Genomic DNA, 26780 nt, shown 5'->3' on the forward strand with positions numbered 1-26780 from the left:
CTTCTTCATTCCATCTCGATGATGACTTGCTCCTGCCACATCTGCGGCAGCTTTTTCGAGGTCGCTTCCCACACCTCGGGGTTCTTGATCGGCTGTGCAGCGCCGTACTGCTCGTTGGGCAGCAGCTTGGCCTGCACGTCTGCGGGCAGTTTCAGGTGCTCGGCGCGGATCGGCCGGGCATGCCCCTTGGCCAGGTTGATCTGCCCGGCATCGCTGAAGATGTACTCACGCGCAAGCTTCGCTGCATTGGGGTTTTTGGCGTATTTGTTGATGATGGTGGTGTAGCCGGAGATGACCGACCCGTCCGACGGGATCAGCACTTCGAAGCGTTTCGGGTCGATCTGGTCGCGGTAGCTCAGGCCATTGAAGTCCCATACCACGCCCACTTCGACCTCGCCTTTCTCCAGGGTCTGGATGGTCGGGTTGGCAAGCGACAGGCGCTTCTGCTGGGCCAGCTTGGTGAAGAGATGAAGGCCCGGGGCGACGTTGCCCTCATCGCCCTTGTAGGCGATGGCTGCGGCCAGCACGCCGTTGGCGGCCTGGGCCGCAGTACTGACATCGCCGATGGCGACCTTGTACTTGCCTTTTTCCAGGTCGTGCCAGGTTTTAGGGCGTTCTTCTTCCTTCACCAGGTCCTTGTTGATGATGAAGGCGATGGTGCCGGTATAGGCCAGCGCCCAGTGACCATCCTTGTCCTTGGCCCAGTCCGGCACCTGGTCCCAGGTGCTCGGCTTGTACGGCTGGCTCACGCCCTTGGCCACGGCAATCGGGCCGAAGGCGGCACCGACGTCACCGATATCGGCGCTGGCGTTGTCCTTCTCGGCATCGAACTTGGCGATTTCCTGGGCCGAGCTCATGTCGGTGTCGGTGTGCTTGAGGCCGTACTTGCTGGCCAGGTCTTCCCAGGTGCCTTTCCAGTTGGCCCAGGCATCGGGCATGCCCACGCTGTTGATCGTGCCTTCTTTGCGGGCAGCGTCTTCCAGGGCCTTGAGGTCGGTGCCGGCGGCCATGGCCGAGGTACACAGGGCCATGGCCGAACCGAGCAGTGACGCCATGAACAACTTTTTCATCCGAAGCTCCTTTGGGTGGGTGCCTTGCGCGATCGTTGTTATGAGTGAAGCCTTGCTTGGCGAACCTTTGGTCTAGGTCAGCAAACCTTGCGCCAAGGTAGGCCGGTTGCGTGACAATTTGATGTAAGGGAAGGGTTGAAGCAGGTGCTGCCATCTCCTGCGAATACAGCGTAGACCAGATCGCAAGCCCCGATTCCCAAGGCCTGGCCCGAATCTGGCAGTGCTCTGATGAAGTGTGTACAGCTGCTTTGTCACAGCATGTTCATCAGCCCTGCCTAGGCTTGCACTATTCTCCAAGTGCCCTGTTCTGGGGCTGGACTAGTCCAGATAGGTAACCCTTGATGCAGTCGACGCCACCGCGTGCGGTAACAGCCATCTGCCATGCCTTGCAGGAGCAGATCGAGCACGGCCTGCTGGCACCGGGCGGCAAGCTGCCGGCCGAGCGCAAACTCAGCGAGGTGTTCGATACCACGCGGATCACCCTGCGCGAGGCCCTGGTGCAACTGGAAGCCCAAGGGCTGATCTACCGCGAAGAGCGGCGCGGCTGGTTCGTCGCCCCCGAGCGGCTGACCTACGACCTGATCGAGCGTAGCCACTTTCACGCGATGGTGCGGGACCAGGGGCGGGAGGCCAGTACCGAACTGCTTTCGGCCCGGTTGCAACCGGCATCGGCGGCCATTTGCGCGCGTCTGCACCTGCCGGCGCTGTCCAGCGTGATACGCATCTGCCGGTTGCGGCGTATCGATGGGCGGGCGGTGCTGTATGCCGAGCACTACCTCAACCCGCGCTACTTCCCCGACATCCTCGAACATGACCTTGCGCAGTCGTTGACCGAGATTTATGGGCGGGTCTATGGCATCCGCTATGGGCAGGTATGCTTTGAAATCCTGCCCACGGCGTTACCCTTGGCTGCGGCCGCAGCCTTGAAAGTGTCCACCGGCAGCCCGGGGCTGCATATCACCCGGGTCAACAGTGACCAGCATGGGCACCTGATCGACTGTGACCTTGAGTATTGGCGGCATGATGCGATCCGCATCCGCGCCCAGGCGGGATAAGGGCTGCTGTGCAGCCCATCGCTGGGGCCTAATCGGCAGTCCCGCCGGCTTCTGCCATCGCGCCGCCGCCCGCCGTCACCACCTGCACCGACAAGCGTGGCGTCGCCAGGTCCAGCCCTGCTGCATCCAGTTGGCGCTTCAAAGCCAGGTTGAACGCCCGCGACACTTCCCATTGCTTGATGGGTGCGGTCTTGAAGCGCGCCCGCAGAATCGCCGAACCAGACTCGAAACTTTCCACCCCTTGCAGCTCAAGGGGTGACCAGATATTGCGGCGCATCAGTGGATCGTTGCGCAGTTTCTGTCCCACTTCGCGGATCAGCGTGATGGCCTGGTCGATGTTCATGCTGTGCGGGATGGCAACACGGAAGATCGCATAGCCGAACTCGCGCGAGTAGTTCTTGATGCTCTTGATCTCGCTGAACGGGATGGTATGCACGATGCCATCGATGTCGCGCAGGCGCACGGTGCGGATGGTCAGGCCTTCGACGGTGCCCAGGTGGCCGCCCACATCGACATAGTCGTCGATGGCCAGGGAGTCTTCGATGATGATGAACAGGCCCGTGATCAGGTCGGCCACCAGCGACTGCGCGCCAAAACCGATGGCCAGGCCGATCACACCGGCACCGGCCAGCAGCGGCGTGACGTTCATGCCCATGTTGGCCAGGGCGACGATCAGCGCAATGATGAAGATCACCACGAACATCACGTTGCGGATCAGCGGCATCATGGTTTGCGCCCGGGCATTGGCAAGGCCCCGGCGTGAACGCACCAGTGCGTGGTGCACGGCCGTGTCGGCCAGTATCCACACCAGCCAGGCGACAATCAGCGTGCCGGCCAGGCCCAGCAGGCGCAGGCTGACTTCATGGCCCTCACCTTCGGCGAAGCTGATCATCGACTGGCCCCAAACGCGCAGCCCCAGTTCGATGAACACCAGCCAGATGAACAGGTGCACCAGCACATAACCGAAGTTGCGCAGGCGCTCTGTGTATACCGCCTGCCGCTTGTTGGCGCGCTTGGGGTTGGCGGCGTGGCGGCGCACCAGGCCATTGAGCACCATGCACACCACCACCAGCACCGTGCACATCAGTGACTGGCGCAGCGCGGTGCTGGTGTCGCCGGCCGACACGAAAGTGGCGAACAGCGAGATCGCCACCAGGATCATCGCCGGTATGTACCAGAAGCTGCCGAGGATTTCGATGGTGTCGCTCAGGGTGCGCCGGGTCAGGCGCCGCGACAGGGGCTGGTTGCGGATCAGGTGGGCGATCGGGCGGCGGAAACGCAGGATGAACAGCCCGGTGCACAGCGCGGCAATCACATTGGCCAGGGTGGCCAGGGCGTGCGCCAGGTGTGTACCAAGGGCGACGGTCAGGCGCGGGTCGCTCATCGCTTCGCCAAAGGCGGCGAAGCTGCCGATCAGCCACAGCGGCCGAAATGCCTGGTGGCGCAGGATGTGCAGCGCGCGGTGGCGGTGCGGGCCGTCGAGCAGCGAGAAGGCGATCACGCAGATGGCTGAGAAGCAGGTGCCCACCACCAGCGCATAGGCCAACACCATGGCCATGGACTTGCCGAGCGAGGAGGGCAGGGCAAAGCTCAGGTACACCGTGAACACCAGCGCCACCAGCCACGGCCCCAGCTTGCGCAGGGCGAAGCGCACCAGGTCCCAGGTGCGCGGGTGCTGCGGCAACTCCTCTGTCAGGCCGAAGCGCACACGCACCCGGTGGCCGATCCAGTTGAATGCATAGGCCAGCAGGCTCCACACGGCGATGATCGCGGCAAAGCCGAACAGGATCGCCGGCCACTGGTGCACGGGCACCACCAGTTCAGCCAGCTCCGCCTGGGCCTGGTCGATTTCCAGCGCCCACCGCTGGAACGGGCTGGCGTCGCCGCTGAACTGCTTCTCGAAATCATGCAGCGCACCGCCGATCAGGCCCAGCACGCCCTGTTCGGCGGTAGGTTGCGACTGCTTGGTGGCGTCACGCAGCTTTTTCAGGTCGGCCAGCAGCTTGGCGCGTTGCTGGTCGTTCTCCAGGTTCTTGATCACCTCGTCCAGCGATTTGCCCAAGGGCTCGGTGGCTTCTGGCTGGGCCGGCGCACTGGAGCCAAGCAGGCCAGGCAGGCCGGCGGCTTGTACCGGGGAGATGAACAGAAACAGCAGCAGGGCAAGGCAACGCAGGAGGGCTGGCACCGGGAAATCTACCTCAGGTCAAACGATTGGCCGAGTGTAGAGGTTTATGTGGGGAGTTTCTCCAGGATCTTCCAGCAGGTGAGGCCGAAGATGCCCAAGGTGCCGATCCACATCATCAGCACACCGACGTCGCGCTCACGCAGGCTGAAGCCGATGGTCAGCAGCATCAGGAAACCGAACACGGGGACGAACAGGGACAGGAAAGGGGACATGACGGGCGATCCTTCTGCACGTGCGGGGGGATGCTTTAAGCATAGTGGCTAGCTGGCGAAGCGGAATGACTTGTATCACATAATGTTTAATCGGTGGGGTTAAAAGTTCATATTTCCTACGCGTCTATCAGACCAGTTTCCTACACAGGAATGCATCCCTTGGCCGATATAAGATTCACCACGGCGTGTGGGGGTTTTTAGAAGGTTCGACGATGAGTGCAAAATCAGTACGCAACAGTTTATCGTTGTTGGCGGTGGCAGGGTTGAGCATTACTGCCCATGCCGAGAATAACTTGGCAACGGTGATTGTCGATAATAAAACAAGTGCCGCAGCCAGTTACACCTATGAGCACATGTCGGGTACGTCACAGCCGGTCATGGGTGAAGTGAATGCCCGCCAGAACAGAGTGTTTTTAGTTACAAGCTTTGCTGATTCAATTTCGGGCATGCGCTTTGTGTACGCATCCGGTAGTAAAAAGTGTCGTTTCTCCGTATCGCATACTGCGCCACCACCACGCTATATACCCACCTGGAAAAAGGATGCTGTTTCGATCGGGTCATCGCGCGCAACTTGTACGGTGAAGATGGAAAGGATAGGAACGCAAATGCCTTATCACTACACGGTGAGGTTCACTATTCAATGAACCTCGCGGGGCGCCAGTGAAGGTGCCCCTCGATGAGCACCGAGGAACGCCCATGAAAATTTTCAGCGTTAATGCCACGCCTGTCGTACGCCAGGAAAACATTCTGCTACCGCCCACAAAGTCGGAGGAGGGTACTGCACAACCAGGGTGCAAGGTGAGTTTGTCTGATGAGGCCCTTAACGACGCCAGAAACAAGGACGAGGTTCGAGCACTTCATGCACGGATCTATGGAACACCGTCGCTCGGGGATCGAATCAGTTATAGCTATCGAACACGGGGAGAAGAAAAATTCAAGAATGAGCCGCCTCCAGAAAATTACACGCCTGAACAGGCTGAACGCCACCGGCAAGCCCTGGATTATCTGGTAGGTATCGAAAAGCTCTCAGGGGTGGAGACTCAGTTTGAGGAAAACCCGTTTTGGGGGTTGGACCGCGCTCATCTAGTGGCAATCGAGCAGGATGAAAACAGTTATACCGAAGTGGAACGTTATGCGGCAGCTAGAGCAAAAACAGCATTGGACAATATTTTCTTCACACGTCTCAGCGACCATGCCTATAACACAGGCGACCTAAGACCCGTGTTCAAGGGATATCTTGAGTATCTGGATAACTTGACCGACGTCGAACGCCTCAATTTTCCAGCCGATGAACGTGAACGGGTAGCCGGTCTTTTAGCTCGTGCGCAAAGCGAATCTGGCAGCCTCCCCGAAGGCTTCTCCCTCTGGCAATACATGAACTGGGCCCCTGAAGGCCGCCTCGACCTCGAAGCGCTGCTGAACCCCGCGTCTTAGTCGGCAACGCCCGCCCCCACTGAAGGGGCGGGCACTGCCGGCGGTCAGGGCAGTTCGCGGCTGCGGTAGAACGCGGTCAATACCTTCACCAGGTGCGCCAGATCATGGCTGCCGCACAGCTCACGGATCGAGTGCATGGCAAAGGTCGGCAGGCCGATATCGACCGTGCGCACGCCCAGGTGGCTAGCGGTGATCGGACCGATGGTCGAGCCGCAACCCATGTCGCTGCGCACCACGAAGCTCTGCACCGGCACTTCTTCGGCCATGCACAGGTGGCGGAAGAAGCCCGCGGTTTCGCTGTTGGTAGCGTAGCGCTGGTTGTTGTTGACCTTGATCACCGGCCCTGCATTGAGCTTGGGCCCGTGGTTGCCGTCATGCTTGTCGGCGTAGTTGGGGTGCACCCCGTGGGCATTGTCGGCCGAGACCATGAGCGAACGCTGGATGGTGCGCACATAAGTGTCGCCGTCCGGCAGCAGGCGCTGCAGGGTCTGCTCGAGCATCGGGCCGTCGGCGCCACAGGCCGAGCAGCTGCCGACTTCTTCGTGGTCGTTGCACACCAGCACACAGGTTTCGTCACTGTCAGCGGCCAGCAGCGCCTGCAGGCCGGCGTAGCACGACAGCAGGTTGTCCAGGCGCGCCCCGGCGATGAAGTCACTGTTCAGGCCGATCAGTGCGGCGTCCTGGGTATCGTAGAAGCTCAGCTCGTAGTCCAGCACCACGTCGGCGTTGAGCTGGTGTTCACGGGCAAGCTGCTCGGTGAGCAGGGCGCGGAAGTCGATGCGCTCATCGCCGGCCACCTGGGCCAGGATCGGCGGCAGTTCGTTCTGCGGGTTGATCTGCCAGCCTTCGTTGGCGGTGCGGTTGAGGTGGATCGCCAGGTTGGGAATGATAGCGATCGGCAGCTTGAAGTCGATCAGCTGGCTTTCGACCTTGCCATCACGCCGGAAGGTCACGCGGCCGGCCAGCGACAGGTCACGGTCGAACCACGGCGCCAGCAGGGCGCCGCCGTAGACTTCCACACCCAACTGCAGGAAACCCTGGCGCTGCAGCTCCGGCTGCGGCTTGACCCGCAGGCACGGGCTGTCGGTGTGCGCACCGACCATGCGAATGCCACCCTGCAGCGGCGCTTGTTTGCCCAGGTTGATGGCGATGATCGAAGAGTCGTTGCGGGTGACGTAGTAGCGGCCGCCAGGCACCGTGGCCCAACTGTCACGCTCGTCCAGGCGCTGGTAGCCGGCCGCCTCCAGGCGCAGGGCCAGGCTGGCGGTGGCGTGGAAGGGCGTAGGGGAGGCCTTGAGAAAATCGATCAGGCCGGTGTTCAGTGCTTCGCGCATAACTCACTCCAATTCGAGCTTCAAGCCGCAAGCTGCAAGCTTCAAGCAAGAGCAGGCCGCGTAGCAAGCTGCAACGCGGTCTGTTCTGGCTTTTCTTGCAGCTTGTCGCTTGAAGCTTGCAGCTTAAAAAGGTGCAGGGCACTCGAACTTCAGCCGCTCCCCGGAAACCGGGTGGGTGAAGCTCAACATTGCCGCATGCAGGCACAACCGCTCATGTGCCGCCAGTGCCTCGGGGTTGGCATACAAACGGTCACCGAGCAGCGGGTGCCCGATCGACAGCATGTGCACGCGCAACTGGTGCGAACGGCCGGTGATCGGCGTCAACTCAACCCGGCAGTGGTCGCCGCAACGCTCGAGGATGCGCCAGAAGGTCAGGGCGTGTTTGCCTTGCTCGTGGTCCACCACATGGCGTGGCTTGGTGGGCGGGTCATAGCGCAGGGGCAGGTCGATGCTGCCGCTGTCCAGCGCCGGCTGGCCCCAGCACAGGGCGGTGTAGGCCTTCTCGGTCTCGCGGTCGTGGAACTGGCGCGACAGCTCGCGGTGGCTGTCGGCATCGCGGGCCAGCAGGATGATGCCGGAGGTTTCCCAGTCCAGGCGGTGGACGATCAGCGCATCCGGGTAGCCGTTTTCCTGCAGGCGGGTGATCAGGCAGTCCTTGTTGTCATCGGCGCGGCCTGGCACCGACAGCAGCAGGGTCGGCTTGTTGACCACCAGGATGGCGGCGTCTTCATGAAGGATCTGGACGTTCGACAGCGGCATTGCGGGTTCTCGGTCAAATCGGGGAAAACCATTGGGGCCGCGTTGCGGCCCGATCCCGACACAAGGCCGCTCTCTGTAGGAGCGGCCTTGTGTCGCGAACGGGCTGCAAAGCAGCCCCAATGATCAAGCCAGTTCGCTGTATCAGCGATCGGGCAGGGTGATGTTCAGCTCCAGGATCGAGCAACTGCCCTGGTTTTCCAGTTCGATGTGCACATCATCGCTGCCGATGTTCACATACTTGCGGATCACCTCGAGCAGCTCTTTCTGCAGTGCCGGCAGGTAGTCCGGTTCGCTGCGCTGGCCGCGCTCATGCGCCACGATGATCTGTAGACGCTCTTTCGCCACCGACGCACTGGTCTGTTTCTGTCTGCCACGAAAGAAGTCAAAAAGGTTCATGGTTTATTTGCTCCCGAAAATGCGCTCGAAGAATCCCTTCTTCTGTACATCGATGAAGCGCATCGGCTTCTCTTTGCCCAGCAGGCGGTCGACCGCATCGCTGTAGGCTTGGCCCGCATCGCTCTGATCATCGAGAATGACCGGGATACCTTGGTTGGACGCCTTGAGTACCGCCTGCGACTCCGGGATCACACCCTTGAGCTTGATCGACAGGATCTCTTCCACGTCGGCCACGCTCAGCATTTCGCCCTTGACGACACGCTCGGGGTGGTAACGGGTGATCAGCAGGTGCTCCTTGATCGGCTCTTCGCCGTTTTCAGAGCGGCGCGACTTGCTCGACAGGATACCCAGCATACGGTCGGAGTCACGTACCGAAGACACTTCAGGGTTGGTCACGACGATGGCTTCGTCGGCGAAGTACATGGCCAGGTGCGCGCCTTTCTCGATACCCGCCGGCGAGTCGCAGATGACGTACTCGAACTGTTCTTTCAGGTCCATCAGTACCTTTTCGACGCCTTCCTGGGTCAGCGCGTCCTTGTCGCGGGTCTGGCTGGCGGCCAGCACGTACAGGTTCTCCAGGCGCTTGTCCTTGATCAGGGCCTGCTGCAGGTTGGCTTCACCGTTGACCACGTTGACGAAGTCGTAAACCACGCGGCGCTCGCAGCCCATGATCAGGTCGAGGTTACGCAGCCCCACGTCGAAGTCGACGATGACCGTCTTGTGGCCGCGCAGAGCGAGGCCGGTGCCGATGGCGGCGCTGGTGGTGGTCTTGCCCACCCCCCCCTTGCCGGAAGTAACGACGAGAATCTTGGCCAAGGTGTTTCACCCCTAAATAAGTCGGGACAGGCGTCCCAGCAAAATGCAAAAAACGGCAACAGGTAAAAAAGTTGCTCTAAAAATGACCGCAAGTATCCGTTAAAGACGGGTGATGTTCAACACGTCACCGGACAGGCTGACTTGCACGCCGCCGCCCCACAGCGGGTCGCGGCGCAGGTCCTCGCAGACCTTGTACTGACCAGCGATTGAGACCATTTCGGCGGTCATCTGCTGGCAGAAGATACGGGCCTTGGTGTTGCCTTTGATGCCGGCCAGGGCGCGGCCGCGCATGGCGCCGTACACATGGATGTTGCCATCGGCAAGAAGTTCCGCACCCGGGCTGACTGAGGCTGTGACCACCAGGTCGCCACCCTGAGCATAGATCTGCTGGCCGCCACGCACAGGCGAGGTGATGATCCGGGTCGGGCGGATTTGCGGCTCTGCGGCGGGCGCCGGCTCGGGCTTTTTCACTTCCGGCTCCGGCTCCAGCGGCCGCTCACGGGCGCCGGAGGGCGGCAATACCGGCAGGTCGATGGCGATCGCGGCAGCGATGTCCTCGATGCGGCTGGCACGGATCGCCAGGGTCCGCAGGCCGTGGTGACGGCAGATGCGCATCAGCCCGGGCAGGTCGATCGCCCCTTCGTCGGCCGGCAGCTTGTCCAGCGCCAGCACCAACGGTGTGTTGCTGAAAAAATTGGGGGCTTGGGCCACTTTCGCCGCCAGCTGGCGGTCGAGGGCTTCAAGGTCGTTGCGCCCCAGCTCCAGCACAGTGATGGCGAGCATGCTGCCCTTGAGCTGGAACACGGAGGCGGTGTCGGGTGTGTGGTTTGGGCTCATGGTCTGCATAGACGGCTTGTTGCGAAAAAAGTGCCCTGACTTATAACGATAAGACCGGTTGGCCGCAACCGGCGCCGATCCGATGTAGAATGCTCGGCCTTTGACTTACCGGAAGCTTCAATGGAACGCCCGCGTTTTCGTCCCTATTTCCTTCACCCCAGGTTCTGGGGCCTGTGGCTGGGCCTGGGCCTGCTGTGGCTGGTGGTGCAATTGCCCTACCGCGCCCTGTTGTGGCTTGGCGCTGCCCTGGGCGCGCTGATGTACCGGGTGGCCGGTGAGCGCCGACGCATCGCTGCACGCAACCTGGAACTGTGTTTCCCCGAGATGTCCGTCGACGAACGGCGCCGTTTGCTGAAGGCGAATTTCGCCTCCACCGGCATCGCTTTCTTCGAAATGGCCATGAGCTGGTGGTGGCCCAAGGCCAGGCTGGCGCGCCTGGCGCACATCGAGGGCCTCGAGCACCTGCAAGCCGCGCAACAGGCCGGGCAGGGCGCGATCCTCATGGCTGTGCATTTCACCACCCTGGAGATCGGCGCCGCGTTGCTGGGCCAGGTGCACACCATCGACGGCATGTACCGCGAGCATGGCAATCCGCTGTTCGACTTCATCCAGCGCAGCGGCCGTGAGCGCCACAACCTCGATTCGCTGGCGGTGGAGCGTGAAGACGTGCGCGGCATGCTTAAACTGCTGCGCGCCGGCCGCGCCATCTGGTATGCGCCCGACCAGGACTACGGCGCCAAGCAGAGCCTGTTCGTGCCGTTGTTCGGCATCCAGGCGGCGACGGTTACCGCCACCACCAAGTTCGCCCGCCTGGGCAAGGCACAGGTCATTCCCTTCACCCAGAAGCGCCTGGAGGATGGCAGTGGCTATCGCCTGGTGATCCACCCGCCGCTGGAGAGCTTCCCCGGTGAAAGCGAAGAGGCCGATTGCCTGCGCATCAACCAGTGGATCGAAGGCGTGTTGCGCGAGTGCCCCGAGCAATACCTGTGGGCGCACCGGCGCTTCAAGTCGCGGCCTGAAGGTGCGCCGCGGCTGTATGAAAAGAAAAAACGCTGATCATGTGGGCGCCGGCCTGCCGGCGATGAGGCCAGCACTGGCAGTAAAAGATGCAGGGAGCAAGACATGGCCCCACCCCCCACCACCGGCCTGATCCTCTCTGGCGGCGGTGCCCGCGCCGCCTATCAGGTTGGCGTTCTGGCCGGCATCGCCGAGCTGCTGCCTGCCGGCGCTGCCAACCCCTTCCCGGTGATTGTCGGTACCTCGGCCGGCGCCATCAATGCCGTGACCCTGGCCAGTGGCGCAATGCGCTTCAGCGAGGCGGTGCAACGGCTCACCACCTTCTGGCAGAACCTGGGCAGCCACCTGGTGTTGCGCAGCGACTGGCCCGGTGTAATCCGCCAGGCCAGCCGCTTTGTCGGCCACAGCCTGCTGGGGCTGGGTGGCCAGGCACCGGTTGCCCTGCTCGACAGCAGCCCGCTGCGCGGCTTGCTGCAGTCGCACATTGACCTCGATGGCATTACCCATGCCCTGGCCAGCGAGCAACTGCGCGCGGTGGCGGTTACCGCATTCGGCTACGAGTCTGGCCAGGCAGTGACCTTCTATCAGGGCCGCGGCACCATTGACGCCTGGCTACGCCACCGCCGCCTCGGCGTGCCCACGCCGTTGACCGTTGACCACTTGTTGGCCAGCTCGGCTATCCCGCTGCTGTTCGCCCCGGTTCGGCTCGGCGACGAGTATTACGGCGACGGCGCGGTACGCCAGTCGGCGCCGATCAGCCCGGCCCTGCACCTGGGGGCCAGCCGCGTGCTGGTGGTCGGCGTCAGCGGCAACCCGCAGCGGCCAGCGCCGCCGCTGCCGACCCAGCGCGTGTTCAGTGGCCATCAGCCAAGCCTGGCGCAGATCGCTGGGCATATGCTTAACAGCACGTTCATCGACAGCCTGGAAGGCGATATCGAGCTGTTGCAGCGTTTGAACCACCTCAGCCGCCTGCTGCCGGCCCACCTGGATGCGCGACGCCTGGGCCTGGCGCCGATCGAGGTGCTGGTGGTGGCGCCCAGCCAGCCGCTGGACGAAATTGCCGCGCGGCATCGGCGCGAGCTGCCGGCGGCGCTGCGCTTGTTCCTGCGCGGGCCGGGGGCGACGCGGACCAGCGGGGCTGGGGTGTTGAGCTACTTGCTGTTCGAAGCCAGCTATTGCAGCGAGCTGATCGAGCTGGGGCGGCGGGATGCGCTGGCCAAGCGGCGGGAGCTGGAGCAGTTTCTGGGGGTGTAACCGAACCTACGCGAACGGCGCGTAGGAGCGGCCTTGTGTCGCGAAAGGGCCGCAAAGCGGCCCCATCGATAGTTGCAGCGCCGCTGAAAACCTGGGGCCGCTGTGCGGCCCTTTCGCGACACGAGGCCGCTCCTACAGCGGTTGTGCAGGCAGTAAATTATTCGGCAATCTGCAACTTGCGCGACTGGGTATACACATACCGAACCTTCTCGTACTCGAACGGCGAGTTGAGCTGGCCGTAGCGGAATTTGGTGGTGTAGCGCTTGTCCACCGCGCGCAGCAGGAAAATTTCCGGATGATCGGTGCTGACCTCGGCCATATTCAGGTAATTGATCGCCTGTTCGCCGGCGTAATCCACCACCACCCCGGTGGTATCGCGCAAGTTGGATGGCCCCAGTACCGGCAGCATGATGTACGGCCCATCAGGCACGCCATAGAACCCCAATGTCTGGCCAAAATCCTCGCTCTGGCGCGGCAGGCCCATCTTGGTCGCCGGGTCCCATAGCCCACCCACACCGATGATGGTATTGAACATCAGCCGTGCGGTGATCTCTGCCGAACGCTTTGCCTTTAGCTGCAGCACGCTGTTGAACAGGTTCGGCACATCGCCCAGGTTATTGAAGAAATTGCTCACCCCGGTGCGCACGAACCTGGGTGTGACGTACTGGTAGCCATCCACCAGCGGCAGCAGCACCCACTGGTCCAGGCGGTAATTGAAGTGGTAGATGCGCCGGTTCAGCGACTCCAGCGGGTCGTATATGTTGAGCGCCGCCAGGGTGGAGCGCTCGAATTCGCGCTGGTCCAGGCCTGGGTTGAATTTCAGTTCGCGCAGCGGGTCGATGAAGCCGTCGGCTTCGGGGGCCAAGGGTTCGGCGGTTACCTGAGGGTCGGACTCGATCACGCTGGTGCGCGGCGCGGTTTCCGCGGCCAGGGCATTGCCGGCAAACAGCAGGGCGGTGGCGAAGAGGAATTTGTTAACCACGGAAGAACTCCAGCATGGCGTCGCTGTTGACGCGGTAGTTGAGGTTGCCGCAATGGCCGCCATGGGGGTAAAGGGTCAGGCGCTCGCCGAACACCTTGCGCAGGAAGCCGATATCGCCCGGGCCGAGGATGACATCATCGGCATTGTGCATCACGGCGATTTTCGGGCTGTCGCGCAGGTAGTCCTCCAGCGCGTACAGGCTCACCTGGTTGACCAGTTGCAGGATGCTGTTGCCGTCGGTGCGGGCGCGCCACATCGGGATCACCTGCTCGGTCATGTAACAGTCGAAGTCGCACTGCAGGGCACGCTTGAAGAACGGCGTGAGGCTGCTGCCCTCGGTGATCGGGTACTTCGGCGGGATGATCAGGCCACGCCGGTTGATCAGGTCCGACGTGAAGGCGATATCGGCCGCCGAGAAGCGGAACGAGGTGCCGATCAGCATTGCCATCTGTTCGTTGGACAGGTGCTGACGCGACTGCTGGAAGTCATACAGCAGGGCCTCGTTGAGGTCGATGTAGCCCTTGTCCTGGAAATAGCGGGTGAGCTTTTCCAGCATAAGCTCATAGAACGTGGTGCTGCGGTCGATGCCTTTGACCTGGGTCTGCACCAGTTTGTCGAGGTTGTTGATCGAGGTGTACAGGTTGACCGGCGGGTTGAGCAGCAGCACACGCTTGAAGTTGAAGCTGCGACGGGTTTCATCCAGGTGGCTGACGAACGCCGCGTCCAGCGCGCCCAGGCTGTACCCGGTGAGGTAGTACTCGCTGATCGGCAGGCGCGGGTGCTGGGCACGTACGGCTTGCATCACCCGGTACATGTCTTCGGCGTCTTCCCGGCTGATGCCCGGGGTGGCGAAGCGCGAGGCGGCGCTCATGAAGTCGTAGCTGGTCGGCGACGACAGCTGAACCACGTGGTAACCGGCCTGGTAGAACAGTTTTTTCAGGTATTCGTTGATGGTGCTCGAATACGGCGCGCCGGTGCCGGCGATGATGAAGATCAGCGGCGCTTCATGGTCCTGGCGAGCCAGGCGGTACTTGAGCTTTTTCACTGCCCAGAAGTTGTCGGGCAGGGTGAATTCACGCTCCGGGCGCAAATTGAGGCTGTAGTCGCTCTGGTCGATCTCGTCGTCGCTGGGCAGCGTTGGGCGCTGATCGGGCGGCGTCGTGGCGATCGTCGCCTCGAACGGGTTGGTCAAGGGGAAGCCGTAGGTTGCGGCGTCGATGTCGCGCGCAGAAGCGGCCACAGTCATGAGCAGGCCGCCAAGAAGGGCGGCTAGGCGCCAATATCGAAGCATGTAATCCCCCAGAAAGAACGCGAGCAAGGTACTGCGCTACGCAGGCTAGGACCACAAGTGCCTTGGCAAAGTTGCCAAGTGCGGTGGCCTTTGGTGTGCTTGTTATCTGCAACATAGCTGCAGGATTGTGATTTTGCCTTACAACGGGCCTTGGGCGATCATGGCTTGTTTCGATTACTGCTATTGGAGAACGGGATGTCTCGTACCTTGCCGGCGGCGCTGCTCTTGCTGTTTCTCGCTTTGTGGCTGGCTGCCAGTTACGGCGTGCGCTACGGGTTGATGGAAGATGCGCAGTGGGTCGGCCTTTGCGCCGTACCGGGTGAGCACTGGCAGTGCCAGGTGCGCTCGATGCTGGGGCTGGGGATTCACTTTCAGGTGATGGCCTGGGCCGGGCTTGCGCTGGCGTTGCTGGCGCAGGTGCTTGGCGGGCGCAGCGGTTGGTGGCTGGCGGTGTTGGCGCTGGTGTTCAGCATCCCGGCGCTGGTGCTGTATACCGCCAGCATTGCGGTGTTTGCGGTGGTGCTGGCGGGGTTACGGCTGGTACGGCAAGCGCGTCGCGGCTGACAGGGGCTGCCATGCAGCCCATTCGCCGGCACCTCGGTATCAAGCCTTGCGCACCCGCAAACTCCGCCACAACGCCGCTGCCATCAGCACACAGACCACCGCCCAACCCCAGGCCTGCTGATTCTCCAGCCCTTCCCGGTACAGCTGCGGCATCACACCGGCCCCGACGATAAACGCCAGCAACGCCACCTCTGCCCGTGCTGCCACCACCGGGCGCAGCAGGTAAACCAGCGCCGGCAACGCCAGCGCTGCCGTAGGGAAACTGCGATAACGCGGGTCGAACACCATCGCCAGCATGCTCACTGCCGCCGCAAAGCCTGCCGCCACCAATAACCACCCAGCGCGCGCCTCGAGCCAGGCAAACAAACGCTCCCGCCAGCCAGCCCGGCGCGCCAGCGCCAGCAGTGCATGGGCCAGCACCAGCAGATTCAGCCCCGCCAGCAACGCTGCCCACAGCCATTCCCCGGCAAACCTTGCGTGGATACGCATCAATTCACCCCACAGCCCCAGGCAGCCAGCGCCAAACGCCGCCAGCAACGGCAACAGCAACGCCCCGGTTGCGGTGCCAGGGCGCCCTGCGAACACCAGCATTACTACCATCAACACCGCGCTTGCCAACAACCACTGGGGCCAGTGGTGCAGGTTGCTCACAGGGCCCTCGAGTACGCCTTTGTCCTGCCGGTCGGCATCGTACAGGCCCCAGTAGCCGCCCACCGCGCCTTCGCTGACGCGCTTCCACGGCTGGTCGAAGGCTTCGATCAGGTTGTAGTGCCAGCCATTGGCCTCGGCCATGGCGACGAAGCCGCGGATGAAGCGTGCTTCGTTGGCCCGGCTGGGCACAGCGGTTTCGCGCTGGCGGCCTTCGCTGGGCCAGCCGGTCTCGCCAATGAAGATATCCTTGGGCGCAAAGCGCGTACCGAACACCCGACGCACATCAGCGACATGCGCCAGGGCATCTTCGATACCGCGCGGGTCGTCCTCCCAGTAGGGCAACAGGTGGATCGTCAGGAAGTCCACCGCTGGCGCCACCTGCGGGTGCTGCAGCCAGAACTCCCAGACATCGGCATAGGTCACCGGTACATTGACCTGGCTTTTCACTTTGCCGATCAGCGCGGCCAGGCGCTCGCCGGTCACTTCCTTGCGCAGCAGCGCCTCGTTGCCCACGATCACCGCACTGACCACGTCCGGGTTGGCGTTGGCGGCGGCGATCAGCAAATCCACTTCCTTGTCGGTATCGACCGGGTTGGCATTGACCCATGCCCCGAGCATCACCTTCAGGCCATGCTTGCGCGCCAGTGCCGGAATCGCCTCCATGCCGGTCATGGAATAGGTGCGGATGCACTGAAAACGTTCTGCCAACAGCGCCAGGTCAGCGTCCATGCGCGCCGGGCGCAAGCGAAAAGGCTGGTCGAAAGGCGACTGGTCCTTGTCGAACGGGGTGTAGGAGGCACACTGTAATTTGTGCGTGGGGCTGGCAGCGTCCGGTAGCAGGATCGGCTTGCCGAGCGTGTACCAGAGCGCCCCAAGCCCTGAGAGGGCAAACAGGCAGGCGAACAGGTACAGCGGTAGCAGCAGGCGGGCAGGGCTGGGCATCAGGCGGTCCATCGTCAGGCGCAAAGCGTTAGATAGTAGCCCGGCGCCAATCCTTTGGCATGCAAGGATCGCGCAGAACGGCGCAGGCAGATGCCGCTAATGGCACAGTGCTGTCGCAAAGGATTTGGTTACAGGTCGCACTTGGAGCAGGTTGGGCTCCGTTGCAGGAACATGATGCAATCTCCGAGACCTGACGAGGGGATGCTTTGATGGCAACTTTGAAAAAAATGCGACGACTCCTGGGGGCGGGCACCGCCCTGGTACTGGCCATGAGCGCTGCTCAGGCCATGGCCAAAGAAGTGAGCATCGGTTACGTGGATGGCTGGGCCGACAGCGTGGCGACCACCAACGTGGCCGCCGAAGTGATCAAGCAGAAACTCGGCTACGACGTGAAGCTGCAGGCCGTGGCCACCGGCATCATGTGGCAGGGTGTGGCCACCGGCAAACTCGACGCCATGCTCTCGGCCTGGTTGCCGGTGACCCATGGTGAGTACTGGACCAAGAACAAGGACAACGTGGTCGATTACGGCGCCAACTTCAAGGATGCCAAGATCGGCCTGATCGTTCCGGAGTACGTCAAGGCCAACAGCATTACCGACCTCAAGACCGATGAAAGCTTCAAGCAGAAGATCGTCGGCATCGACGCAGGCTCCGGGGTAATGCTCAAGACCGACCAGGCCATCAAAGACTACGAACTTACCGGCTACAAGCTGCAGGCAAGCTCCGGCGCGGCGATGACCGCCGAACTGGGCCGCGCCTACGCCAAGCAGCAGTCCATTGCCGTGACCGGCTGGGTGCCGCACTGGATGTTCGCCAAGTGGAAGCTGAAGTTCCTCGAAGACCCCAAAGGTGTCTACGGTGCCGCCGAGACGGTCAACAGCATCGGCAGCAAGGAGCTGGCGACCAAGGCGCCGGAAGTGGCCGAGTTCCTGAAGAAGTTCAGTTGGCAGTCCAAGGATGAGATCGGCGAGGTGATGCTGGCGATTCAGGAAGGCGCCAAGCCTGAAGCGGCGGCCAAGGACTGGGTGGCCAAGCACCCGGACCGAGTCAAGGAGTGGACTGGCAAGTAACGAATTCAAACTTTCCGAAGCGGGGCTGCTGTGCAGCCCTTTCGCGACACGAGGCCGCTCCTACAGGCGTTATGCGATTCCTGTAGGAGCGGCCTCGTGTCGCGAAAGGGCCGTACAGCGGCCCCGCTTTGTTACTTATTCTGTAAAACACCGTTGCATCTAAGACTAAGGTCGTCTGGTTGGCGTTCAAAGGCAGCATAAAGTGACGGTGTGGGTTCCATCCCCTATCTGTGCTGCTAGGACAAAAACAATGAACGACAGCATTTACCTCTCGATACAAAACAGCCCCCGCTTCAAGGAGCTGGTCAGCAAACGCGAACGGTTCGCCTGGATTCTCTCGGCGATCATGCTCGGCTTGTACTGCGCCTTCATCCTCCTGATCGCCTACGGTCCTCATCTGCTGGGCGCCAAGCTCAGCCCTGAGTCGTCGATTACCTGGGGCATCCCCCTGGGCGTCGGCCTGATCATTTCGGCATTCGTCCTGACCGCCATCTACGTGCGCCGCGCCAACGGCGAGTTCGATGAGCTGAACAAGGCCATCCTCAAGGAGGCGCAACAATGATTCGCCACACCAAAGCCTTGGCCGTACTGGCCTGCGGCGTTTTCGCACCCGCTGTGTGGGCAGCCGATGCCCTGACCGGCGAGGTGCAGAAACAACCGCTGAACGTTGCAGCGATCGCCATGTTCGTGGCCTTCGTCGCCTTTACCTTGGGCATCACCTACTGGGCCTCCAAGCGTAACAAGTCGGCAGCCGACTACTACGCTGCCGGCGGCAAGATCACCGGCTTTCAGAACGGCCTGGCGATTGCCGGCGACTACATGTCGGCAGCGTCGTTCCTGGGTATTTCCGCGCTGGTGTTCACCTCCGGCTACGACGGCCTGATCTACTCGATCGGCTTTTTGGTCGGCTGGCCGATCATTCTGTTCCTGATCGCCGAACGCCTGCGCAACCTGGGCAAATACACCTTTGCCGACGTGGCGTCCTACCGCCTGGGGCAAAAGGAAATCCGTACCCTGTCGGCCTCCGGTTCGCTGGTGGTGGTGGCGTTCTACCTGATCGCGCAGATGGTCGGCGCCGGCAAGCTGATCGAACTGCTGTTCGGCCTGGACTACCATGTGGCGGTTATCCTGGTGGGCGTCCTGATGTGCCTGTACGTGCTGTTCGGCGGCATGCTGGCCACCACCTGGGTACAGATCATCAAGGCCGTACTGCTGCTGTCCGGCGCCAGCTTCATGGCACTGATGGTCATGAAACACGTGGGCTTCGACTTCAACACCCTGTTCTCCGAAGCGATCAAGGTGCACAGCAAGGGCGAGGCGATCATGAGCCCGGGCGGCCTGGTCAAGGACCCGATCTCTGCCTTCTCGCTGGGCCTGGCGCTGATGTTCGGTACTGCCGGCCTGCCGCATATCCTGATGCGCTTCTTCACCGTCAGCGACGCCAAGGAAGCGCGCAAGAGCGTGCTCTACGCCACCGGTTTCATCGGCTACTTCTATATCCTGACCTTCATCATCGGTTTTGGCGCGATCCTGCTGGTCAGCACCAACCCGGACTTCAAGGACGCCGCCGGCGCCCTGCTGGGCGGCAACAACATGGCCGCGGTGCATTTGGCTGATGCCGTGGGTGGCAGCATCTTCCTCGGCTTCATCTCGGCGGTGGCGTTCGCCACCATCCTGGCGGTGGTTGCCGGCCTGACCCTGGCCGGTGCCTCGGCGGTATCCCATGACCTGTACGCCAGCGTGTGGCGCAAAGGCAAGGCCAACGACAAGGACGAGATCCGCGTCTCGAAGATCACCACCATCGCCCTTGGCGTGCTGGCGATCGGCCTGGGGATTCTGTTTGAGAAGCAGAACATCGCCTTCATGGTCGGCCTGGCGTTCTCCATTGCCGCCAGCTGCAACTTCCCGGTACTGCTGCTTTCGATGTACTGGAAGAAGCTGACCACCCGCGGCGCCATGATCGGCGGCTGGCTGGGCCTGGTGAGTGCAGTGACACTGATGATCCTTGGCCCGACCATCTGGGTGCAGATCCTCGGCCACGAGAAGCCGATTTACCCTTACGAGTACCCGGCACTGTTCTCGATGCTGATTGCCTTCGTCGGTATCTGGTTCTTCTCGGTCACCGACAAGTCCAAGGCGGCTGAAAGCGAACGTGCGCTGTTCTTCCCGCAGTTCGTCCGCTCGCAAACCGGCCTGGGGGCTTCAGGCGCCGTTTCGCACTGATTGACGCCCCAATGAAAAACCGCGCTGCAGCTGTTGCTGCAGCGCGGTTTTTTTGTTTGCCAGCGCTAGATCATGCCGAGCAACAACAACACCAGCAGAATCACCAGCACCACGCCAATGATGCCGGATGGGCCATAGCCCCAGCTGCGCGAGTGTGGGAAGACCGGTAAGCCACCAATCAACAGCAGGATCAGGATGATGATGAGGATCGTGGTCATGACGGAGTCCTTGCGTGGTTAGGGGTCAAGGGCCTCGAACAGCTGGCCTCTTGTTAATTCGGACCGGCGCCGCTTGGCAAAGATTCCATTTGCTTGGCACTGACCGCGTGGTCATGCCCACCCATTCACTACCCTGATGAACCCTCCCTGACGTCAACGCCTTGATTAGACTGGGCTCACCACCCATCAGTACAAGGCCTGCCACCATGCACAAACGCATCATGATCACTGGCGCCGGTTCCGGTCTCGGCCGCGAGATTGCCCTGCGCTGGGCGCGCGAGGGCTGGCGCCTGGCGCTGGCCGATGTCAACGAGCCAGGCCTGCGCGAAACCCTTGAGCGGGTGCGCAGTGCCGGTGGCGAAGGTTTCATTCAGCGCTGCGACGTGCGCGACTACAGCCAGCTGACCGCCCTGGCCCAGGCCTGCGAAGAGAAGTTCGGCGGTATCGACGTGATCGTCAACAACGCCGGTGTCGCCTCGGGCGGCTTCTTCGCCGAGCTGTCGCTGGAAGACTGGGACTGGCAGATCGCGGTCAACCTGATGGGTGTGGTCAAAGGCTGCAAGGCCTTCCTGCCGCTGCTCGAGCGCAGCAAGGGGCGCATCATCAATGTGGCGTCGATGGCGGCCCTGATGCAGGGGCCGGGCATGAGCAACTACAACGTTGCCAAGGCCGGTGTGCTGGCACTGTCGGAGAGCCTGCTGGTAGAGCTGCGCCAGCTGGAAGTGGCAGTGCACGTGGTGTGCCCGTCGTTCTTCCAGACCAACCTGCTCGACTCTTTCCGTGGGCCTAACCCGGCCATGAAGGCCCAGGTGGGCAAACTGCTGGAGGGCTCGCCGATCAGTGCGGCGGACATTGCCGACTACATCCACCAGCAGGTCAACGCCGGTGAGTTCCTGATCCTGCCCCACGAGGCCGGGCGCCAGGCCTGGCAGCTCAAGCAGCAGGCGCCGCAGCGGCTGTATGACGAGATGGCAGAGATGGCGGTGAAAATGCGTAGCAAGGCCCAAGCGCGCGGATTGTAGTACCGTCTGTAGGGCGAATTACCTGCCGATGTAGGCTTGTTCTGAATTGCTGCGGGCCCGTTGAGTCACCGGATATCCCCATGCAATCTCCGGTTTTCCCTGTTGCCGGAGGACCGGAACATGTTGGTCATTGGACGTGAGGTCGGCGAAGTCATCAACATTGGTGACGATATTCAGATCAAAGTGGTGGAAACACGCAACGGCATGGTGCGTTTTGGCGTCAGTGCGCCGCGTGAAGTGTCGGTGCACCGGGCAGAGGTATACAAGCGGATAAAGGCGGGGGAGAAGCGCAAGGGCAATTCGGCCTGAGGTTGAATTTACCGGCCTATTCGCGGGGTTGCCCCGCGAATAGGCCGGTACTGATCAGTCGAGCAGTTCGCGCGGCACATCATGCTTGGCCAGCAGCTGGCACTGTTGGCTTTCCGGGTCGAACAGGATGAACGCCTGGCCCTTGGCCAGCGCCTGCCGCACCCGCAGCACACGAGTTTCCAGCGGCGTGTCGTCGCCATTGTCGGTGCCGTCGCGGGTGACGAAGTCCTCGATCAGGCGCGTCAGGGTTTCGGCTTGCAAGTGTTCGTAGGGGATCAGCATGGGCGGCATTCAGTTTGGTAAAGGAATGCGCCCATGCTACGCCAAACCGGGCCGCTGCGGCTCACTCCTTGTTCCCCACCAGGCTGTCGACCGCAGGCACCCGGGTATCGCTCTCCATCTGCGCATCGTGCTCCAGCTGGTGGCTGAAGCGCTCCAGTGAGGCATTGGCCGGGTTGGAATCGCTTGCGAACACCGGCGGGCTGAGCAGGTAACCCGACAACAGGCGGCTGAGCGCGGCCAGGCTGTCGATGTGGGTGCGCTCGTAACCATGGGTGGCATCGCAACCGAATGCCACCAGCGCCGTGCGGATGTCGTGCCCGGCGGTGACCGCCGAATGGGCATCGCTGAAGTAATAGCGGAACACGTCACGGCGCACCGGCAGGTCCTGGTCGCCGGCCAGTTTCAGCAAGTGGCGCGACAGGTGGTAGTCGTAGGGCCCCGACGAGTCCTGCATGGCCACGCTGACAGCGTGTTCGCTCGATGCCTGGCCAGGTGCTACCGGGGCGATGTCGATGCCGACGAACTCGCTGACGTCCCAAGGCAGGGCAGCGGCAGAGCCTGAGCCGGTTTCCTCGGTGATGGTGAACAGCGGGTGGCAGTCGATCATCGGCTGGCGGCCACTTTCCACGACTGCCTTGAGGGCAGCCAGCAGCGCTGCCACGCCGGCTTTGTCGTCCAGATGGCGGGCACTGATATGGCCGCTGTCGGTGAACTCCGGCAGCGGGTCGAATGCCACGAAGTCGCCGATGGCAATCCCTAAGGACTCGCAGTCGGCGCGGGTGGCACAGTAGGCGTCCAGGCGCACTTCGACGTGTTCCCAACTGACGGGCATCTGGTCGATGGCGGTATTGAAAGCATGCCCGCTGGCCATCAGCGGCAGCACGCTGCCGCGGAACACGCCGGTATCGGTGAATACACTGACCCGGCTGCCCTCGGCGAAGCGGCTCGACCAGCACCCCACCGGGGCCAAAGCCAGGCGGCCGTTGTCCTGCAATTGGCGCACGCTGGCGCCGATGGTGTCCAGGTGGGCCGAGACGGCGCGGTCGGGCGAGCTTTGCCGGCCCTTGAGGGTGGCGCGGATGGTGCCGCGGCGGGTCAGCTCGAAGGGAATGCCCAGTTCGTCCAGGCGTTCGGCGACATAGCGCACGATGGTGTCAGTGAAGCCGGTCGGGCTGGGGATGGCGAGCATCTCCAGCAGGACGCGCTTGAGGTAGTCAAGGTCCGGCTCGGGGTATCGTTCAGACATGGGTACTCCTCGGGTAAAGCTATGCTCTGGCGGGCCCTATCGCCGGCAAGCCGGCGATAGGGCCGTCATGGATTCACGCCAACGCCCGGCTATGCGGGAACAGCAGGTCGACAAAGCGCTCTGCCGTTGGCTGCGGTTCATGGTTGGCCAAGCCGGCGCGTTCATTGGCCTCGATGATCACGTAGTCCGGCTGTTCGGCATCACGCACCATCAGGTCCAGGCCCACCACTGGAATTTCCAGCGCCCGTGCAGCGCGCACGGCGGCGTCGGCCAGCACCGGGTGCAGGCGCTCGGTAACATCCTCCAGCGTGCCGCCGGTGTGCAGGTTGGCGGTCCGGCGCACGGCCAGGCGCTGACCCGCAGGCAGTACGCTGGTGTAGTCGAAACCGGCATCACGCAAGGTGCGCTCGGTCTCGTCGTCCAGCGGAATGCGGCTTTCACCGCCCGTAGCGGCCTGGCGGCGGCGGCTCTGGGCTTCGATCAACTGAAGGACGCTGTGTTTGCCGTCGCCGACCACCTGTGCCGGGTGCCGAACTGCCGCTGCAACCACCTCGAAGCCGATCACCACGATGCGCAGGTCATGGCCAGGGTGGAAACTCTCCAGCAGCACACGGCTGTCGAAACGGCGGGCGTGTTCTATGGCTTGGCTGACTTCCTCGTAAGTGGTCAGGTTCACCGCCACGCCTTGGCCCTGCTCACCATCGACCGGTTTGACCACCACCGCGCCGTGATCGTCGAGGAACGCCAGGTTGTCGTCGGCATTGCCGGCCAGTTGCTGCACCGGCACCAGCAGGCCGGCATTGTGCAAGGTTTGCTGGGTCAGGCGCTTGTCCTGGCAGAGGGTCATGCTGACCGCGCTGGTCAGGTCGCTCAGCGACTCGCGGCAACGCACCCGACGCCCGCCGAGGCTGAGGGTGAACAGCCCGCCTGCGGCGTCGTCCACCTGCACCTCGATGCCACGGCGGTAGGCCTCATCGACGATGATCCGCGCATACGGGTTCAGCCCCGCTTCAGGGCCGGGGCCCAGAAACAACTGCTGGTTGATGCCGTTCTTGCGTTTGACCGCGAAGGTCGGCAGGTTGCGGAAACCGAGCTTCTCGTACAGCCGCTTGGCCTGGCGGTTGTCGTGCAGCACCGATAGGTCCAGGTAGGCCAGACCGCGGCTCATGAAGTGCTCGACCAGGTGGCGCACCAGCACCTCACCCACGCCAGGGCGTGTGCAATGCGGGTCCACGGCCAGGCACCACAGGCTGCTGCCGTGCTCGGGGTCATCGAACGCCTTGCTGTGGTTCAGGCCCATGACGCTGCCGATCACCGCACCGCTATCTTCATCCTCGGCCAGCCAGTACACCGGCCCGCCCTGGTGGCGTGGCGTCAGCAGGTCAGGCTGCACCGGGAGCATGCCGCGTGCCTGGTAAAGGGTGTTGATCGCCTGCCAGTCGCTGGCGCTTTGTGCGCGGCGGATGCGGAAACCGCGAAACACCCGTTGCGCCTGGCGGTAGTCGGTGAACCACAGCCGCAGCGTGTCGGACGGGTCGAGGAACAGCTGCTGCGGTGCCTGCGCCAGCAGCTGTTGAGGGGCCGCCACATACAGCGCGATGTCGCGCTCGCCGGGACGTTCCTGCTGCAGCGCCTCGGCCAGGCTGGCCGGGTCCGGGTAGGTGTGGCCTATCAGCAGCCGACCCCAGCCGCAGTGCAGCGCACGCGGCTGGTCGTGGGGCTCGCTGCCATCGCCGGCCAGGCGCGCCTGCAGGCGCTCGTAGGACGGCGCCTGGCCACGCAGCAGGCGCTGACCGTAAGCGGTTTCATGGGCTTTCATCGGTCAGATTCCTTGTTCGCTGAGCCACAGGTTCAGCGCCGCCAGCTGCCACAGCTTGGAGCCGCGCAGCGGGGTCAGTTGGCCATGCGGGTTGCTCAGCAGGCGGTCTACCATGGTCGGGTTGAACAGCCCGCGGTCCTGGCTGGGGTCGGTGAGCAGTTCGCGTACCCAGTCCAGGGTGGCGCCTTGCAGGTGCTTGAGGCCGGGTACCGGGAAGTAGCCTTTCTTGCGGTCGATCACCTCATGGGGGATCACCCGGCGTGCGGCTTGCTTGAGCACATGCTTGCCGCCATCGGGCAGCTTGAAGCGCGCCGGGATGCGTGCCGACAGCTCGACCAGGCGGTAGTCCAGGAACGGCGTACGGGCTTCCAGGCCCCAGGCCATGGTCATGTTGTCGACCCGTTTTACCGGGTCGTCGACCAGCATCACCGTGCTATCCAGGCGCAGCGCCTTGTCCACCGCGTCGGGCGCGCCCGGGCGGGCGAAGTGTTCGCGCACGAAGTCGCCGGCCACGTCGGTCTCCAGCAGCCACGGGGCTTGCACGGTGTCGCGGTACTCGGCATGGCTGCGGTCGAAGAACGCATCTCGGTAGGCGCCAAAGGCATCCTCGGCGCCGTCCACCTGCGGGTACCAGTGGTAGCCGGCAAACAGCTCGTCGGCACCCTGGCCGCTCTGCACGCCCTTGCAGTGCTTGGCCACCTCGCGTGACAGCAGGTAGAAGGCGATGCAGTCGTGGCTGACCATCGGTTCGCTCATGGCACGGAACGCGGCCGGCAGTTGCTCGATGATTTCGCTTTCGGCGATGCGCAGCTTGTGATGGCGGGTGCCGTAATGCTTGGCGATCAGGTCGGAGTATTGGAACTCGTCGCCGCGCTCGCCGCCGGCATCCTCGAAGCCGATGGAGAACGTCGACAGGTCATCTACGCCCACTTCCCGCAGCAAGCCGACCAACAGGCTGGAATCGACGCCGCCGGACAGCAGTACACCCACGTCCACGGCGGCGCGTTGGCGGATGCCGACGGCATCACGGGTGGCATCGAGCACACGGGTGGTCCAGCCTTCCAGATCGAGGTCGCGCTCGTCCGGATTAGGGCCGTAATGCAGCTGCCACCAGGTTTGGCGCTCGACTTCACCGTGGCGGTCGACGCGCATCCAGGTGCCGGGTTCGAGCTTCTGCACATTGGCCAGCAAGGTGCGTGGCGCCGGCACCACAGCGTGGAAGTTGAGGTAGTGGTTGAGCGCTACCGGGTCGATCATCGGGTCGATGTCGCCACCTTTTAGCAGCGCTGGCAGGGTTGAGGCAAAGCGCAGGCGCTCGCCATTGCGCGACAGGTACAGCGGCTTGACGCCAAGGCGGTCACGGGCCAGGAACAGGCGCTGGTTGTCGCGCTCCCAGATGGCCAGGGCGAACATGCCGTTGAGCTTGGGCAGCAAGGCCGCGCCCCAGGCGTGGTAGCCCTTGAGCAGCACCTCGGTGTCGCCGTCGGACCAGAAGGTGTAGCCCAGGTCCTGAAGCTCCTGGCGCAGTTCGGGGAAGTTGTAGATGGCACCGTTGAAGGCCAAAGACAGGCCCAGGGTGTTGTCGACCATGGGCTGAGCCGAGCCGTCGGACAGGTCCATGATTTTCAGCCGACGATGGCCCAGGGCGATCGGGCCCAGGCTATGGAAGCCCCAGGCGTCGGGGCCACGGGGCGCCAGGTGATGGGTCATGCGCTCTACCGCGGCGAGGTCCGCCGGGCGAGGGGCTTGGTCGATGGGGGTGAAACGCAACTCTCCTGCTAATCCGCACATG

At 62.8% G+C, this 26780-nt stretch carries 27 protein-coding genes; 11 read left to right on the plus strand and 16 right to left on the minus strand.

The genetic code is table 11. The features are described 5' to 3' along the window. Nucleotides 1-5: 5 nt before the first annotated feature. On the minus strand, nt 6-1070 hold the full coding sequence (locus JET17_RS06470; RefSeq protein ID WP_012313190.1) for an ABC transporter substrate-binding protein: 1065 nt from the start codon (nt 1068-1070) through the stop codon (nt 6-8). Nucleotides 1071-1411: 341 nt separating this feature from the next. On the opposite strand from JET17_RS06470, the gene JET17_RS06475 reads away from it, so the two are divergent. Further along, entirely contained in the window at nt 1412-2125 is a 714-nt protein-coding gene (locus JET17_RS06475; protein ID WP_012313191.1) for a UTRA domain-containing protein, read from the plus strand. Nucleotides 2126-2153: 28 nt separating this feature from the next. On the opposite strand, the gene JET17_RS06480 is transcribed toward JET17_RS06475, so the two are convergent. Further along, nucleotides 2154-4310 (minus strand): mechanosensitive ion channel family protein, encoded by a 2157-nt coding sequence (locus tag JET17_RS06480; protein WP_012313192.1) that lies wholly within the window; start codon nt 4308-4310, stop codon nt 2154-2156. Between the two features lie 44 nt (nt 4311-4354). Then, nucleotides 4355-4522, minus strand: coding sequence for a hypothetical protein (locus JET17_RS06485; protein ID WP_012313193.1), 168 nt, complete (start codon nt 4520-4522; stop codon nt 4355-4357). A 212-nt stretch (nt 4523-4734) separates the two neighbouring features. Here JET17_RS06485 and JET17_RS06490 point away from each other — a divergent pair, with 212 nt between their 5' ends. Continuing rightward, nucleotides 4735-5166 (plus strand): hypothetical protein, encoded by a 432-nt coding sequence (locus JET17_RS06490; RefSeq protein ID WP_148708292.1) that lies wholly within the window; start codon nt 4735-4737, stop codon nt 5164-5166. Between the two features lie 52 nt (nt 5167-5218). Next, nucleotides 5219-5956 carry a hypothetical protein gene (locus tag JET17_RS06495; RefSeq protein ID WP_012313194.1) on the plus strand — a complete coding sequence of 246 codons (738 nt, stop codon included), beginning with the start codon at nt 5219-5221 and terminating at the stop codon, nt 5954-5956. 44 nt (nt 5957-6000) lie between these two features. Here the strand turns inward: JET17_RS06495 and JET17_RS06500 are convergent, their stop codons facing one another. The 5 genes from JET17_RS06500 to minC all read right to left on the minus strand — a co-directional run bounded on the left by JET17_RS06500 (nt 6001) and on the right by minC (nt 10107). Then, nucleotides 6001-7290, minus strand: coding sequence for a M18 family aminopeptidase (locus tag JET17_RS06500; RefSeq protein WP_012313195.1), 1290 nt, complete (start codon nt 7288-7290; stop codon nt 6001-6003). A gap of 123 nt (nt 7291-7413) precedes the next feature. Then, nucleotides 7414-8049, minus strand: a complete 636-nt coding sequence (locus JET17_RS06505) for an RluA family pseudouridine synthase (protein ID WP_012313196.1) — start codon at nt 8047-8049, stop codon at nt 7414-7416. Between the two features lie 141 nt (nt 8050-8190). Beyond that, a complete protein-coding gene (gene minE, locus JET17_RS06510) occupies nt 8191-8445 on the minus strand; it encodes a cell division topological specificity factor MinE (RefSeq protein ID WP_012313197.1) in 255 nt (84 codons plus the stop codon). A 3-nt stretch (nt 8446-8448) separates the two neighbouring features. Next, nucleotides 8449-9261 (minus strand): septum site-determining protein MinD, encoded by an 813-nt coding sequence (gene minD / locus JET17_RS06515; protein WP_012313198.1) that lies wholly within the window; start codon nt 9259-9261, stop codon nt 8449-8451. Between the two features lie 99 nt (nt 9262-9360). Then, nucleotides 9361-10107 (minus strand): septum site-determining protein MinC, encoded by a 747-nt coding sequence (gene minC / locus JET17_RS06520; protein ID WP_012313199.1) that lies wholly within the window; start codon nt 10105-10107, stop codon nt 9361-9363. Nucleotides 10108-10218: 111 nt separating this feature from the next. On the opposite strand from minC, the gene JET17_RS06525 reads away from it, so the two are divergent. Together JET17_RS06525 and JET17_RS06530 are read left to right on the plus strand one after the other, a co-directional pair. Beyond that, nucleotides 10219-11154 carry a lipid A biosynthesis lauroyl acyltransferase gene (locus JET17_RS06525; protein WP_012313200.1) on the plus strand — a complete coding sequence of 312 codons (936 nt, stop codon included), beginning with the start codon at nt 10219-10221 and terminating at the stop codon, nt 11152-11154. A gap of 66 nt (nt 11155-11220) precedes the next feature. Continuing rightward, nucleotides 11221-12369 (plus strand): patatin-like phospholipase family protein, encoded by a 1149-nt coding sequence (locus JET17_RS06530; protein ID WP_012313201.1) that lies wholly within the window; start codon nt 11221-11223, stop codon nt 12367-12369. A 157-nt stretch (nt 12370-12526) separates the two neighbouring features. Here the strand turns inward: JET17_RS06530 and JET17_RS06535 are convergent, their stop codons facing one another. After that, nucleotides 12527-13351, minus strand: a complete 825-nt coding sequence (locus tag JET17_RS06535) for a VacJ family lipoprotein (protein ID WP_012313202.1) — start codon at nt 13349-13351, stop codon at nt 12527-12529. Continuing rightward, nucleotides 13344-14642, minus strand: a complete 1299-nt coding sequence (locus JET17_RS06540; RefSeq protein WP_012313203.1) for a serine protein kinase PrkA — start codon at nt 14640-14642, stop codon at nt 13344-13346. Before JET17_RS06540 ends, JET17_RS06535 begins: the two co-directional genes overlap by 8 nt. 195 nt (nt 14643-14837) lie before the next feature. On the opposite strand from JET17_RS06540, the gene JET17_RS06545 reads away from it, so the two are divergent. Continuing rightward, nucleotides 14838-15206 (plus strand): hypothetical protein, encoded by a 369-nt coding sequence (locus JET17_RS06545; protein WP_012313204.1) that lies wholly within the window; start codon nt 14838-14840, stop codon nt 15204-15206. 39 nt (nt 15207-15245) lie between these two features. On the opposite strand, the gene JET17_RS06550 is transcribed toward JET17_RS06545, so the two are convergent. Beyond that, the gene (locus tag JET17_RS06550; RefSeq protein ID WP_012313205.1) at nt 15246-16811 is read right to left on the minus strand and encodes a beta-1,6-glucan synthase; all 1566 of its coding nucleotides are present in this window, start codon (nt 16809-16811) and stop codon (nt 15246-15248) included. Nucleotides 16812-17008: 197 nt separating this feature from the next. On the opposite strand from JET17_RS06550, the gene JET17_RS06555 reads away from it, so the two are divergent. The 3 genes from JET17_RS06555 to JET17_RS06565 all read left to right on the plus strand — a co-directional run bounded on the left by JET17_RS06555 (nt 17009) and on the right by JET17_RS06565 (nt 20092). After that, entirely contained in the window at nt 17009-17869 is an 861-nt protein-coding gene (locus tag JET17_RS06555; protein WP_012313206.1) for a glycine betaine ABC transporter substrate-binding protein, read from the plus strand. Between the two features lie 250 nt (nt 17870-18119). Next, nucleotides 18120-18431 (plus strand): DUF485 domain-containing protein, encoded by a 312-nt coding sequence (locus tag JET17_RS06560; RefSeq protein ID WP_012313207.1) that lies wholly within the window; start codon nt 18120-18122, stop codon nt 18429-18431. Further along, complete coding sequence (locus tag JET17_RS06565) at nt 18428-20092, plus strand: cation acetate symporter (protein WP_012313208.1); 1665 nt, start codon at nt 18428-18430, stop codon at nt 20090-20092. The genes JET17_RS06560 and JET17_RS06565 overlap by 4 nt, the downstream gene beginning before the upstream one ends. A gap of 65 nt (nt 20093-20157) precedes the next feature. Here JET17_RS06565 and JET17_RS06570 read toward each other — a convergent pair whose 3' ends face one another. Next, nucleotides 20158-20310, minus strand: a complete 153-nt coding sequence (locus JET17_RS06570) for a DUF3309 family protein (protein WP_003252624.1) — start codon at nt 20308-20310, stop codon at nt 20158-20160. A gap of 206 nt (nt 20311-20516) precedes the next feature. Between JET17_RS06570 and JET17_RS06575 the strand changes: the two genes are divergently transcribed. Continuing rightward, a complete protein-coding gene (locus JET17_RS06575) occupies nt 20517-21332 on the plus strand; it encodes an SDR family oxidoreductase (RefSeq protein WP_012313209.1) in 816 nt (271 codons plus the stop codon). Nucleotides 21333-21452: 120 nt separating this feature from the next. Then, nucleotides 21453-21641, plus strand: a complete 189-nt coding sequence (csrA, locus tag JET17_RS06580; RefSeq protein WP_012313210.1) for a carbon storage regulator CsrA — start codon at nt 21453-21455, stop codon at nt 21639-21641. 54 nt (nt 21642-21695) lie between these two features. On the opposite strand, the gene JET17_RS06585 is transcribed toward csrA, so the two are convergent. The 4 genes from JET17_RS06585 to JET17_RS06600 all read right to left on the minus strand — a co-directional run bounded on the left by JET17_RS06585 (nt 21696) and on the right by JET17_RS06600 (nt 26779). After that, on the minus strand, nt 21696-21923 hold the full coding sequence (locus JET17_RS06585; RefSeq protein ID WP_039603187.1) for a YheU family protein: 228 nt from the start codon (nt 21921-21923) through the stop codon (nt 21696-21698). A gap of 61 nt (nt 21924-21984) precedes the next feature. Further along, complete coding sequence (locus tag JET17_RS06590) at nt 21985-23169, minus strand: osmoprotectant NAGGN system M42 family peptidase (RefSeq protein ID WP_012313212.1); 1185 nt, start codon at nt 23167-23169, stop codon at nt 21985-21987. A 73-nt stretch (nt 23170-23242) separates the two neighbouring features. After that, the gene (gene ngg / locus JET17_RS06595) at nt 23243-24988 is read right to left on the minus strand and encodes an N-acetylglutaminylglutamine synthetase (RefSeq protein ID WP_012313213.1); all 1746 of its coding nucleotides are present in this window, start codon (nt 24986-24988) and stop codon (nt 23243-23245) included. A gap of 3 nt (nt 24989-24991) precedes the next feature. Further along, nucleotides 24992-26779: an N-acetylglutaminylglutamine amidotransferase gene (locus JET17_RS06600; RefSeq protein WP_012313214.1), complete on the minus strand. Its 1788-nt coding sequence runs from the start codon at nt 26777-26779 to the stop codon at nt 24992-24994. Nucleotide 26780 lies beyond the last annotated feature (1 nt).

Source organism: Pseudomonas putida (assembly GCF_016406145.1).
GTDB classification, from domain to species: domain Bacteria; phylum Pseudomonadota; class Gammaproteobacteria; order Pseudomonadales; family Pseudomonadaceae; genus Aquipseudomonas; species Aquipseudomonas putida_E.

Excerpts from the sequence above, each read along its gene's own strand:
- JET17_RS06470 (WP_012313190.1), bottom strand. The coding sequence starts at position 1,070 with ATGAAAAAGTTGTTCATGGCGTCACTGCTCGGTTCGGCCATGGCCCTG.
- JET17_RS06475 (WP_012313191.1), top strand. The coding sequence starts at position 1,412 with ATGCAGTCGACGCCACCGCGTGCGGTAACAGCCATCTGCCATGCCTTG.
- JET17_RS06485 (WP_012313193.1), bottom strand. The coding sequence starts at position 4,522 with ATGTCCCCTTTCCTGTCCCTGTTCGTCCCCGTGTTCGGTTTCCTGATG.
- JET17_RS06490 (WP_148708292.1), top strand. The coding sequence starts at position 4,735 with ATGAGTGCAAAATCAGTACGCAACAGTTTATCGTTGTTGGCGGTGGCA.
- JET17_RS06495 (WP_012313194.1), top strand. The coding sequence starts at position 5,219 with ATGAAAATTTTCAGCGTTAATGCCACGCCTGTCGTACGCCAGGAAAAC.
- JET17_RS06500 (WP_012313195.1), bottom strand. The coding sequence starts at position 7,290 with ATGCGCGAAGCACTGAACACCGGCCTGATCGATTTTCTCAAGGCCTCC.
- JET17_RS06505 (WP_012313196.1), bottom strand. The coding sequence starts at position 8,049 with ATGCCGCTGTCGAACGTCCAGATCCTTCATGAAGACGCCGCCATCCTG.
- minE (WP_012313197.1), bottom strand. The coding sequence starts at position 8,445 with ATGAACCTTTTTGACTTCTTTCGTGGCAGACAGAAACAGACCAGTGCG.
- minC (WP_012313199.1), bottom strand. The coding sequence starts at position 10,107 with ATGCAGACCATGAGCCCAAACCACACACCCGACACCGCCTCCGTGTTC.
- JET17_RS06525 (WP_012313200.1), top strand. The coding sequence starts at position 10,219 with ATGGAACGCCCGCGTTTTCGTCCCTATTTCCTTCACCCCAGGTTCTGG.
- JET17_RS06530 (WP_012313201.1), top strand. The coding sequence starts at position 11,221 with ATGGCCCCACCCCCCACCACCGGCCTGATCCTCTCTGGCGGCGGTGCC.
- JET17_RS06540 (WP_012313203.1), bottom strand. The coding sequence starts at position 14,642 with ATGCTTCGATATTGGCGCCTAGCCGCCCTTCTTGGCGGCCTGCTCATG.
- JET17_RS06545 (WP_012313204.1), top strand. The coding sequence starts at position 14,838 with ATGTCTCGTACCTTGCCGGCGGCGCTGCTCTTGCTGTTTCTCGCTTTG.
- JET17_RS06550 (WP_012313205.1), bottom strand. The coding sequence starts at position 16,811 with ATGGACCGCCTGATGCCCAGCCCTGCCCGCCTGCTGCTACCGCTGTAC.
- JET17_RS06555 (WP_012313206.1), top strand. The coding sequence starts at position 17,009 with ATGGCAACTTTGAAAAAAATGCGACGACTCCTGGGGGCGGGCACCGCC.
- JET17_RS06560 (WP_012313207.1), top strand. The coding sequence starts at position 18,120 with ATGAACGACAGCATTTACCTCTCGATACAAAACAGCCCCCGCTTCAAG.
- JET17_RS06565 (WP_012313208.1), top strand. The coding sequence starts at position 18,428 with ATGATTCGCCACACCAAAGCCTTGGCCGTACTGGCCTGCGGCGTTTTC.
- JET17_RS06570 (WP_003252624.1), bottom strand. The coding sequence starts at position 20,310 with ATGACCACGATCCTCATCATCATCCTGATCCTGCTGTTGATTGGTGGC.
- JET17_RS06575 (WP_012313209.1), top strand. The coding sequence starts at position 20,517 with ATGCACAAACGCATCATGATCACTGGCGCCGGTTCCGGTCTCGGCCGC.
- csrA (WP_012313210.1), top strand. The coding sequence starts at position 21,453 with ATGTTGGTCATTGGACGTGAGGTCGGCGAAGTCATCAACATTGGTGAC.
- JET17_RS06585 (WP_039603187.1), bottom strand. The coding sequence starts at position 21,923 with ATGCTGATCCCCTACGAACACTTGCAAGCCGAAACCCTGACGCGCCTG.
- JET17_RS06590 (WP_012313212.1), bottom strand. The coding sequence starts at position 23,169 with ATGTCTGAACGATACCCCGAGCCGGACCTTGACTACCTCAAGCGCGTC.
- ngg (WP_012313213.1), bottom strand. The coding sequence starts at position 24,988 with ATGAAAGCCCATGAAACCGCTTACGGTCAGCGCCTGCTGCGTGGCCAG.
- JET17_RS06600 (WP_012313214.1), bottom strand. The coding sequence starts at position 26,779 with ATGTGCGGATTAGCAGGAGAGTTGCGTTTCACCCCCATCGACCAAGCC.